General features: G+C 53.8%; 7 protein-coding genes. 6 read left to right on the top strand and 1 reads right to left on the bottom strand.

Annotated features, from left to right (window positions below; genetic code table 11):
- Positions 1-74 precede the first annotated feature (74 nt).
- From KNP00_RS14345 to KNP00_RS12125, 3 genes are all read left to right on the top strand, one after another.
- Complete coding sequence (locus KNP00_RS14345; RefSeq protein WP_338082283.1) at positions 75-1346, top strand: heparinase II/III domain-containing protein; 1272 nt, start codon at positions 75-77, stop codon at positions 1344-1346.
- Between the two features lie 113 nt (positions 1347-1459).
- Complete coding sequence (locus KNP00_RS12130; protein ID WP_215145657.1) at positions 1460-3529, top strand: heparinase II/III family protein; 2070 nt, start codon at positions 1460-1462, stop codon at positions 3527-3529.
- 184 nt (positions 3530-3713) lie between these two features.
- Positions 3714-4226, top strand: a complete 513-nt coding sequence (locus tag KNP00_RS12125) for a hypothetical protein (RefSeq protein ID WP_215145655.1) — start codon at positions 3714-3716, stop codon at positions 4224-4226.
- Positions 4227-4261: 35 nt separating this feature from the next.
- Here the strand turns inward: KNP00_RS12125 and KNP00_RS12120 are convergent, their stop codons facing one another.
- Positions 4262-6061, bottom strand: a complete 1800-nt coding sequence (locus tag KNP00_RS12120; protein WP_215145653.1) for a hypothetical protein — start codon at positions 6059-6061, stop codon at positions 4262-4264.
- A 286-nt stretch (positions 6062-6347) separates the two neighbouring features.
- Between KNP00_RS12120 and KNP00_RS12115 the strand changes: the two genes are divergently transcribed.
- From KNP00_RS12115 to KNP00_RS12105, 3 genes are all read left to right on the top strand, one after another.
- A complete protein-coding gene (locus KNP00_RS12115) occupies positions 6348-8420 on the top strand; it encodes a bifunctional metallophosphatase/5'-nucleotidase (protein ID WP_215145650.1) in 2073 nt (690 codons plus the stop codon).
- A gap of 162 nt (positions 8421-8582) precedes the next feature.
- A complete protein-coding gene (locus KNP00_RS12110) occupies positions 8583-11228 on the top strand; it encodes a glycosyltransferase (protein WP_215145648.1) in 2646 nt (881 codons plus the stop codon).
- 9 nt (positions 11229-11237) lie between these two features.
- On the top strand, positions 11238-11549 hold the full coding sequence (locus tag KNP00_RS12105) for a hypothetical protein (RefSeq protein ID WP_215145646.1): 312 nt from the start codon (positions 11238-11240) through the stop codon (positions 11547-11549).

The raw sequence follows: 11549 nt of genomic DNA, 5'->3' as shown, positions 1-11549 counted from the left end.
CGGGGCTAGCCTGATCAGGTTCCGACTGTCAGGTCGGATAACTCAGGAATCCCCCACCTCTAAGCGAAGCGTAGGTGGGGGTAGTTCAAAAACAAGAGCACAATCACGGCATCTTCCAGGACATGGCGCTCACGGCGATTGCGCAGACGTTCCCAGAGTTCGACAAGAGCAAGTCGTGGCAATCCGTCGCGAGCACACGTCTTCAGGGACAGATCGCCCACAGCATCTCGCCGGACGGGATTCATCTCGAACACTCGCCGCGATACCATGTCTACGTATATCACGTGCTCTCCCGTTTCATCGAATGGGCCGACGCCAACGCGTTCGTCCTCCCGTCACGGTCGGGCTATATCGAGAAGATGCCGGATCAGCTCACCTATATGGTGAAGCCGAACCGGACGCTCCCGATTTTCGGGGATACGACAGGGCATCTGCAGGGGATGAACGTCATTCCGAACACCGCGAACTATCCGGAGCTCGCCTACGCCGTCAGCGGCGGGGCGGAGGGGACGGCACCGACGCTCTTGACGAAGCGGCTCGGTGACCAATACAGCTTCATGCGCGAATATTGGTCACGCCCACCGGAATCCTTCTCGGGTGCGACGCAGCTGATGATGACGGCAGGTTATCACGGAACTGCCCATAAGCACGCCGACGATTTGAGCATCGACCTGTACGGGCTCGCACGCGACTTCATCGTCGAGACGGGGCGTTACGGCTACTCGAAACATCCGCAACGTCGCGAGGTCTTCAAAGTCGAGGCGCACAACACCGTGCACCGCTACGGGGACGGTCTTGATTTGAGCGCGAGTATGGTCGGCAAGAGCCGAGTCGTATCGGTCGAGGACGAGGGTGAGACGAGTATCGCCATCGGGGAGAGCGACCTCGTCGGGAAAGGCGCGACCCATCGCCGGACGCTCGTCTATGACAAGGCGAAGACGCTCGTCGTCTACGACAAGATCACTTCGCCGGCACCGGACATGTTCGTGCAGCGGTTCCATCTCGGGGACGGGTTGAAGCCATACGCCGGCTCGACGGACGATCAGAACGTGACGTTCCGGGACGACAAGCGCCGGACGATCCAGCTGATGCAACTCGAGACGGACGAGGAGTCGTACATGTCGATTCAACCGAGCCACTTGTCCGTCCGCGATTTCGAATGGAAGCCGCGCGAACAAGTCGTCTCGATCGAGTACGGGGATGACGTCCGTTACCTCACGCTCATCCGGATCGACCGGACGAGCACGTCGATTGTCGACGCCTCGTTAGCCGAACAACCGGAGCACTACGTCGTCACGTATACGCTCTCGAACGGTACGACAAATACGATCGATGTTCCGAAATGATTCTGGCCCGGCGAAAGCTGGGCTTTTTTGTGTGAACGATTCGGTAACTCTTGAATCCCACCATTTGCTAAGGTAGAATTTTCAAGTATAACAACTGACAAGTGAGGAAACGAATGGAACATTCAATCGCAAGGCTCGTCGCCCAGTTCGGCGGCTCGCTCGCGGCACGGGGGAGCCACGGGTGGGACGTCACCATTTCGGCGGGGACGATGCTGTATCAATGGAAAGGAAGGCAGGTCGTGCCGGATGTGCGACTCGAGACGACCGGGACCGGACGGCTCATCCGTCCGTATGGGGAGTATCATGTCGTGCGCCTGAACGGGAAACCGTCGCTCGTCCAAGCGTCCGACGTGATGCTCGTCATGACGCGCCCGCTCACGAAGGCGAGGCTGTCCGACCGGATGGACCGCCTGCTCGTGCATCAGTATATACGGGACAAGCGTCCAATCGCCCCGTATCGATATGAGCGGCTGACGGACGACCAGGCCGTTCGTTTCGCGGACGGTGTCCTGCAGGGACGATGGTACATCCCGGCAGCGCCCGATGCGTTACGTGTCCCAGACGTCGATGCGTTCGATTGGGATCAGATGGTGCCGCGGGTGGACAACAACTCCTTCCGCCTCCAGCTCCATTATTTGACGACGGTCCATCAGTTGACCCGTGCCTTCGAGGTGACGGGGGAGACGATCTACTTGGAACACGCTTCCCGCGTCGTTGACAGCTGGCACGCGCGCCATCCGGCCTTCACGGTCACCCGGAAGCGTGAGGCGTACCATGAGCACGGCACGGCAATCCGGGTGTTCCATCTGCTCGAGTTCTTTGAGGCGTACCGATGCGCCGACATCGAGTGTGACCCGTCCATGACAGAGAAGCTATTGAAGATGTTGTACGACCATGCCGTCCTGTTGGCGACGCCGACGTTTTATCGTCCACGCCACAATCACGGGATGTTCCAGGACATGGCGCTCTTCGCGGTCGCCTCCTGTTTCCCGGAGTTCGACCGGAGCCCGGAATGGGAACGCATCGCCCGTGCGCGTCTCGAGGCCCAGCTCGACGCGAGTCTCGCGGCGGACGGGACGCATCTCGAGCATTCGCCGGGTTATCACGTGTACGTCTATCATATGTTGAGCCGCTTCGTGGACTGGGCGAACGTGAACGGGTTCTTGTTGTCGGACCGGTTTGACGTCATCGACAGGATGCCGGACCGTCTCGTCCATCTGGTCAAACCGAATCGGACGTTGCCGATGGTCGGGGACACGGGCGGTCAGATTCGGGGACAGGATCTGATTCCGCGTGTCGACTCGTATCCGTCACTCGATTACGCATTGAGTGGGGGGCGGGAAGGGGTTTGTCCGTCTGAACGGATGGTGAACCTCGGCTCGAACTATGCCGTCATGCGTGAATATTGGACGCATCCGAAGCGACCGTTCAGTGATGCGACACATCTCTTGATGACGGCCGGCTATCACGGTCCGGCCCACAAACATGCGGACGATTTGAGTCTCGAGCTGTACGGGCTCGGTCGCGACTTCATCGTCGAGACGGGCCGATACGGGTATGCGGACTGCGAGGAACGTTCGGAGGCGATGCGCGTCACGTCACACAGCACCGTCCATCGTCTCGGGGACGAGCTCGACTTGTCGGTCGGTCGGGTCGGAGAGAGCGGCATCGTATCCGTCGAACCAATCGGGAAGCAGGTGGTGGCGACTGGCGTGAGCCGTCTTATCGGAAAAGGTGCCTTTCACACTCGGAAGGTCGTCTACGACCGGGCGCGGACGCTCGTCGTCTACGACCGCATCACGTCACCCGAGCCCGATCTGTTCGTCCAACGCTTTCATGTGGCACCGGGTCTTGACCTCGTCGAAGGGTCACCGGAAACCCAGGACATCCGGTTCATGGATGCGTCGAATCGTGCGATGCAGATCGTCCAACTCATGGCGGGGGTCGAATCATATATGACGATCGAAGAAAGTCACGTGTCGGCTCGTGATTTCGAATGGGTGAGCCGTCCGCAAGTCGTCTCCATCGAATGCGGCACGGACGTCCGCTTCTTGACGCTCATCCGTCTCGACCGGACGAACTCACGCATCGTCAAGACGCAAGTGGAAGAAACAGGGGATAGGTACATCGTCTCGTATTGGCTTGAGAGCGGGACGAAACACGTCATCCGGATTCCCTATTGACTCGATTATAAAATAATATGACGATTTTGAGTTTTTCCTTGATGATTTTTGCCAATGATATTACAATAATTGTATAAGATGCATGTATATCATTTACATATGCGAAAATGTTTGGATGATGATAGGGATAAAGTCATACATTCTTTTGAACTAGTTCTAGGCAGAGCGCATGGAGGAGGACCTAATGAGTCGCAAGGAAAGACGGATGAAAAAGAGAGTGATGAGCGGGCTTCAGGTGACGCTTGTCGCATTGTTGCTGGTGGCGGGGATGTTTTGGGCACGCGAGACGGACGATGCGGAAGCGAATGACTTCATTCTCCCGTCAACGACCGGCGAACAGTTGACGTTCAGCGGGATGGCGCTACGCCTCGACCCGAAACGAGGGCCTTATATCCATGGGAATGCTTCCCATTTCCCACGTGGGTTCAAAGAGGTGTATATCGATCAAAACCGCGGTTACTTGACGGTCAAGCGGGACCGCTTCGACTCGGTCGTCTCGATCATCACCGACCCGGACGAGACGCTCACGGCCCGTGGGATCACCATCGGTTCATCAGGAGGTGGAGTCATCACGAACCTATATTTCTATAAGGACGGGCGCCTGCTCAACTTGGCGAACCCGAACGATTACGCCATTGTGGCGGGCGTATACTCAAACGTCTGGTTGACGATCATCAGCCAGCCGAACGGACAATGACATCCTCAGCCGAGGATGTCATTTTTTTGTAGGCTTTACTTGTAGACGGCGTCTTTGTAGCCGAATGATTGAATCGTGAGATTGTTCAATCGCTTCGCTCCGTGCATCTCGAAAATGACGGTTTCAGACGACTTCCAGCTACCAAGGTTGATCTTGTCCGTTGAGACCGGTCCCCCAGTACGGTAATTCGCATTCACGTCGACGTTGAAGAAATGAGTGTTTCGTAACCATTCCCTGTCACTCGAACGGATGGCGACGTACGTCCGACCCTCGGATTCAATCACTTTCGCCTCAAAGGCGGGCGGCTCTTGTTGATAGGCAGAAAGCGGTTTGTCATTGATCGAGACGAGTTCGATCCGAGGTTCTGAGTAGTTCGGACGCTCGACTTCTTTCGTCTCCATCATAAGGCTACGCGTCGTGTTGCCGTCGATCGTGACGAGACGGCTCGATCCGACAGGGAAATCGTAAAGAAATGCCTGGTCCTTCTCTTGGCTGACATACCACTCTTTCTTCTCGATGAGTGGACGTTTGAAACGGATTGTCTGCAACGTGCCATCCGTGACCATCGCGGTGACGGCGCGTGCATATTGATTATGATAAGAAGCGTTGTCGACATGGTCATGGGACATCTGGACCGTCAGTTGACGATCTGACGTATGCACATAGGCTTGCGTCGTCTGTTTTGTCGTCATGACCGCATCGACGAGACGGACGATGTCTTTCAGGTCGGTGACGGAGTTGACGAGGCGTTTGTTCGGTCCAGCCGCCTCATTTTGGCGAAGTGCCGTCACATAGTCGCCGACACGCGCTGTCGTGTAGGAGATGTTCAATGTGTCGAGTGCGTTTGTGACAGATGCCTCGTTCACGTTCGAGAACATCTTGTCGATGGCGAGCTCGGCTTTCCCCATCTTCTTCCCGCGAATCGTCTTCGATGGCTTGATTGAACCGATGACGCCGTTCTTTCCGCCGAGGACATGTGTCTTCGTCGGTGCCGCGACGGTACGGACTTTGAGCGTATTTGTCCCACGTACGACGACATCTGTGTTGCGGATGTTCAAGAAGCCGACCTCTCCTGTATACCGAACGGGGATCTCATATGAATATTTCGTATCTTTTGAGATGTCCCACCGTTCAATCGTTCCTTTTCCGGCAATCTTGACTTCCCCTGCCGTATGGAGTTGCTCGATCTGTCCGTTCAAGGTGAGCGTTTGTTTATCATCATCAAGCGGTGGATAATGCGCATATGTGTCCTTGACGACTTGGCGAAGTGGTCCTGCCGTCGTCAACGTGAAGTTCGTAGATGGAATATGTAAACTGTCGATCCGACTCGCTGCCGCTTTGTCGATGACGAGCGAACTGGCAGGTTGACCGAGCGGGAAGAAACTGAGCTGTTTCCATCCGGTGAGGGTGCGTCCTGACGTTTTTGGAACAACAATCATACTTTTTAGCGCGGTACCATTTTTCTGAAAGAACGGCTTGAGCGCCGAATCGATCTTATAGCTGACGCCGGAGATGCTGACAATGTCCGTGCCCTTATAGCTCATGACTTCGTTCATATCGTATGAAGCGATTGGTGTCTCGAGCGGCATGACGGACCGCATGGAGAGATAGCCCTTCGTCTTACCGATTTGGACGTGGGCCCATGAGTTCGTTTTGCTGAGGAGATCGACTTTCGTGTTCGCCTTCACCGTCATTAATGTCTTGGCACCTTTTTGCTTCGATGCCTTTAGTTGAGTGGATTGGACCGTCTTATACGTCGGTGATGCTGCTTCGACGGATTGCATTCCGAATAGGACGACCAATAATAGACTAAAACCTAACAATTTTTTATACATATCTATGCCTCCTTCAATCTAACAGTAATTATATCCCAAATGGTTTTGACTCTTCTCATCGCTTTGTCATAATGAGGAAATCGTTTTTGTGGAAATTGTAAAAACCTTTAAAATCTTCAATTTGTGATTGTTTATTAGGTCCATATCCGTTACGTTAGAACTAGAGCGAATTGTACATACGGGGAAAAAACGGGCGACTTCGGGGCAATGGATTTACATATAAGTCGAAGTATGTAAGCGCTTTCCTTCGTGTGTCCTGTTTGCAAATCCGAAAGGGGAATTGGACATGGCAAAAAAATCATCACGTAAACTGTATACAGCACTTGCTGTAGCAGCCGTATCGACGGCATCGCTCACACCGGCGGTCGTCACTGAAGCTGCACCGAAAGTACCGGTCGTGAAAGCGAAGTCGGCATATGTATACAAGGGAGATTTGGATGCGGCACTCGATGCTACATATAAAGGGGCGCGAGTTCACTGGTACAAATCAAGTGTCGACCTTGAGAAGCTCGGAACATTCCAAACTGCACGTGGGATCGTCCTTGGCAAAGGGATGTATATCGAGAAGCGCGTCCGCGTCCTCGACCATCCGATTGAAATTCTCCCACCGTCTGAACCACTCGTGTTCAAACAAGGCAAGGCGGCGGTCGGCATCTTGAAGCAAGATGTACGATTCGCGAGCGGCACGTACGAAAAACCGGTTCGTTGGAGCGGGATCAGCACAGATGAAGTCGGCGAATTTGTCGCGACGGCTACATATAAAAACCGTGGAAAAACGATCACACTTGAAGTGCCTTATAAAGTAGAGGGATACAAGCTCTCAATCATGCACACGAACGATACGCATGCGGCGCTCAAATACGCTCCGAACCGTGCGACGGCAATCAAGCAAGTCCGTGCCGAGAAGCCGGATAGCCTCTTGATCGACGCAGGGGACGTCTTCTCAGGATCGCTCTACTTCAACGAGTTCAAAGGTCAAGCCGACCTCAAGCTCATGAACTACATGAAATACGATTTGATGGTGCCAGGTAACCACGAGTTCGATCTCGGGACGGAAGACGGGCATAAAGAACTTGCCGACTTCGTCCGCTATGCGAACTTCCCGTTCGTCAGCTCGAACGTGGACTATTCAAAAGACCAATACATGAAGAGCCTTTACCGCGACGAAACGACGGACAAAGCGTATAACGGTCGTTTATACGAAGGCGTCATCAAAGTCGTCGACGGGGAGAAGGTCGGATTCTTCGGCTTGACGACGGAAGAGACGGCGTCAATCGCAAGCCCGGGACCGATCGAGTTCCAAAATTATATCGTCGAAGCACAAAAAGCGGTCGATGCGTTCGAGGCGATGGGTGTCGACCAAATCGTTGCCGTGTCACACCTTGGTTACAACGACAACCCGGCATTCGACAACGACTTGTTGCTTGCTGAAAACGTGGATGGCATCGACATCATCATCGGTGGTCATACGCACACGCGTTTGACTGAACCTGTCAAGATCACAGAAGGCAAGACGGAGCCGACGTTGATCGTCCAAGCGGACCAATACAGTCAATTCCTCGGGACGCTTGATGTCGAGTTCGACCGAGACGGAAAAATCGTCACGCATGCAGGTAGCTTGATTGACGTCCGCGACCTTCAACCGGATCCGTATGCGGTGTCGCTTCTCGCACCGTTCAAAGAAGTCGTGGATGCGATCAGTGAAGACCCAATCGGCGTGTCTCTTACGGCAGCCCTTGAGAATCCACGTGACAAAGGCGACGTGACGGCTCCGAGTGTTCGTAAGAACGAGACGCCACTCGGTAACTTGATCACAGACGGCATGCTCGCGAAAGCGAAAGAGTTTGACGCAGGCGTCATCGGTGCCGTTCAAAACGGTGGAGGAATCCGTGAGGCAATCGATGCAGGTCCGATCACGACAGGTGAAGTGTTGACGACGTTACCGTTCGGAAACACGCTCGCTATCATGGACTTGAAAGGTAGCGAATTGAAGGCGGCCTTCGAGCGTAGCGTAGGTGTCTATCCAATCGAAAATGGCGGCTTCCTCCATGTGTCTGGATTCAAGGTGTTGTTCGACAGCTCGAAACCAGCCGGCGAGCGCATCGTCAGCTTGCAGTATGACAACGGAACAGAGTACGTGGATGTCGAAGATGCGACAAGCTACAAAGTCGCGACGAACTTCTTCACAGCGCAAGGCGGGGACAACTACGTTGAGTTCAAGAAGGCATTTGATGAAGGCCGCGTCAATGACCTCGGTCTCATCGACTGGGAAAACTTCCGCAATCACTTGATCAGCCTCGGTGAAGAAGTCACACCAGCTGTTGAAGGACGGATTGTCGACGTCAACGCAGCAGAGTAAGTGAATAATTGTTTTCGGGACGGATCCACCTATGGGTCCGTCTTTTTTTAATGAAAAACGCCGATTCGTACAGTTGTCATCAAATTGCGACCGACATACAACTCTGTTAAGATACGATAAGATGAAGAAATACTGATTACTTAAAAAAGGTGGAGCGGACGTATGGATGTAAAAGCGACGCTACGCGACGTGCAGGCGCACATCGCGTGGTTAAAAGAAGAAAAAGAACGGGTCAACCGAAAAGAGGCTTTGGACGGGGATGACTTGATTACTTTAGATGAGCTCCCTTCTTTGTCGAGACAGGCGCAACGCCCACGTCTAGATGACAAACTGTTCGAGGAACAACAAACCGCATTGCAGGCAGAATTAGAAGCTGCCCGGAAGCGCCTCCCTGAACTGGATGCGACACGCGTCGAGTCGAACGGGAGCAGTTTTTATGAGAAGGCGAACGTACATGTCGCGTTCGTCGGACCGGTGAAGCGGGCCCAGGAGCTCGAACGTCTTTGTCACACCCATCTATTCGAGAACGTGACAGGTTTTTTAGAGTTGCTCGAAGCAGAAAAGATCGACTTCCTGCTCATCTCGGCAGCGCTCACGGAAGAAGAGACGACGGCATTCCATCACATGGGGACGCCACGCTCGCACTCTCGTCACTGGCTCGGAAATTTGATTCGCAAGGCGAAGCAAAAGGACATCCGTGTCGTCTTCGAGACGACGCTCGATACGAATCACTTCGACCGCTTCTCTTCACTTGCCACACAATGTGACTACATCTTCACGGCAAACGAGGAACGGGTGACGGATTATATGGAAGAAGCCGGACACGAACGCGTCTTCGTCATCCGTCCGGGCATCGACCCGCTCCGTTTCAATCCGATCGGCATGACGCGAGGCAGGACGGACCGTGTCGTCGTCACGAACCGATTCCCGGTCCAGCGTTTCTCTAAAGATTTGGAGACGCTCGCACAAGGTGTCCGCGATGCGAACAAAGATCTCTATGTGATTCGTGAGACGGATGAGTCCAAAGCGACACGCGCTCCGAAGTCGCTACACGACGTCCTCGTCCATGGGGACAAGGAGGACACGGAGAAGCTGAAAGAGACGTCGAGCTGGGCGCTTCACGTTAATGAAGTGAAGCATAGCCCGACGATGAGCGCGCAAGCGATCTATGAGGCGCAGGCACGGGGACAGCTCGTCTTGACGAATTATAACGTCGCCGTCAACAACGACTTCCCGAACGTGTTCATCGCGACGAGTGCCTTGGACGCCCAGGGGATTTTAGAAATGTTCAAGACAGCCGAAGAGCGTCTGGAGCATCAGTTGTCCGGTGTCCGCACAATCTTCTCGAATCATACGATGTACGACCGTTTCAGCGAGATGATGTTCATTCTCGGCCTCCATCATGAGATTCGTCGTGACGTCCTCGTCATCGGTCGTGGAGACGTGACGATGACACGCGAACAGTTCGAGCGTCAGTCGTATCCGCATAAACGCTTCGTCGCCGAAGCGGACTTACAAGAGGTCGACCTACGCACTGCCGACTTCGTGACGGTGTTCGACGACCGTCATCACTACCTCGACTACTATGTGGAGGACATGGTCAACGCCTTCAAATACACGGACGTCTCATTCGTGACGAAAGGGCAGGACATCGTCCATGAGTTCGTGGAGGACTACACCGACGTGGCCTTGACGATGTTCGCAGCAGGTGACGTGTCGCTTGAGATGATCCAAGAAAACCGCCGCATCGAAGGACAAGGTTATGCCATCGACCGTTTCGAACTGCTCGCGGCAGACGATGTGCTCGTTCCGAACGAACCGGGTGATTACAAACTGTCGATGATCGTCCCGATTTACAACAACGGTCGCTACCTATACAACAAATGCTTCTCAAGCCTTCGTCGCAGTTCGATGTTTGAAGACATGGAAATCTGGCTCGTCGACGACGGTTCGACGGACCAGGAGACGATCGGCTATATCGAACGTCTCGTCCGGAAATATCCGAACGTCTACACGTATTCGTTCAACGATGGCGGCAGCGGCAGTGCCTCGCGTCCACGGAACAAAGGAGTGGAGCTCGCGACGACGCCATACATCGCTTTCCTTGACCCGGACAACGAAGCGGTCAACGACGGCTATGCGGCACTGTTCCGTGTCATGCAAGAGGATGACGCGCTCGACCTTTCTGTCGGCAGCATGTTGAAGCTTGCGAACCGTGAAGCGATGATCGAGTTAGAAGACCTCGAGAAAGATGGCGTTCGCGTCATCGAGGACCCACGGGCGTACTTGCTCGAACACAACTTCAAAGTGCAGAGCATCCAGACGATGGTCATCAAAAAAGATTTCATCCAGAAACACGATTTGAAACAGGTCATCGGTGCCGTCGGGCAAGATTCGCTCTTCTTCCAAGAGATGTTCCTCAGCGCGGGACGGGTCGCCCTGCTCGACTTGACGATTCACGACTATTACGCGGCCGTCGCCGGTTCGACGGTCAATACGATCACGAAGAAATACTTTATGAAGTGTGTCATCCGGGAGACGGCACGGGCGAAAGCGTTCGCTCGTGAAAGCGTGCTCGACCAATACCGCTCGACTCGATTCGAACGGTTCTTCTCGATGTGGTACCTCGTCTTCTTACGTCGCAGCAAGCCGGAAGAGTTCTTCGACAACGCCGGGATGCTTTATGAAATCATCGAACAGTATCGTCCGATGGAACTAGAGACGCCGATCGTGAAACAGTTCGTCGACTTATATGAATCAGGACAAACAGAAGAATTGAAGCGTCTCTATTTTGACGCATACTTGTGAGGTGAGACCATGGGCAATGAACTTGAAAAAGAAATCGGATTGTTGAAGCAGCGAATCAAACTTCAGGAACAAGAGATTCGTCATTTGAAGCACGACGAGCGGGTGCTACGGCAAAAACATCGTCGCCTCGTTCAAAAGTATGGCGACCTGCTCTATACGTTCGAATGGACCGTCCAGGCGCTTGAAAAGAAAGAGCAAGCGCTCACGGACGTGAAACGTAAATACGATGTGTTGAACAAGAAGTATCGTCGCCTTGTGCAATCAAAAGCTGGTAAAGCCATTTTGAAGGCACAAGCTGTCGCACGACGCATTCGCAAATAA

This window comes from Exiguobacterium qingdaonense, assembly GCF_018617855.1.
GTDB lineage: Bacteria > Bacillota > Bacilli > Exiguobacteriales > Exiguobacteriaceae > Exiguobacterium > Exiguobacterium qingdaonense.
This window is presented reverse-complemented; position numbering and strand designations above follow the sequence as displayed.

What these genes read in the sequence shown, in the direction of transcription:
- KNP00_RS12125 (WP_215145655.1), top strand. Translation starts at nt 3,714, where the DNA reads ATGAGTCGCAAGGAAAGACGGATGAAAAAGAGAGTGATGAGCGGGCTT.
- KNP00_RS12110 (WP_215145648.1), top strand. Translation starts at nt 8,583, where the DNA reads ATGGATGTAAAAGCGACGCTACGCGACGTGCAGGCGCACATCGCGTGG.
- KNP00_RS12130 (WP_215145657.1), top strand. Translation starts at nt 1,460, where the DNA reads ATGGAACATTCAATCGCAAGGCTCGTCGCCCAGTTCGGCGGCTCGCTC.
- KNP00_RS12120 (WP_215145653.1), bottom strand. Translation starts at nt 6,061, where the DNA reads ATGTATAAAAAATTGTTAGGTTTTAGTCTATTATTGGTCGTCCTATTC.
- KNP00_RS12105 (WP_215145646.1), top strand. Translation starts at nt 11,238, where the DNA reads ATGGGCAATGAACTTGAAAAAGAAATCGGATTGTTGAAGCAGCGAATC.
- KNP00_RS12115 (WP_215145650.1), top strand. Translation starts at nt 6,348, where the DNA reads ATGGCAAAAAAATCATCACGTAAACTGTATACAGCACTTGCTGTAGCA.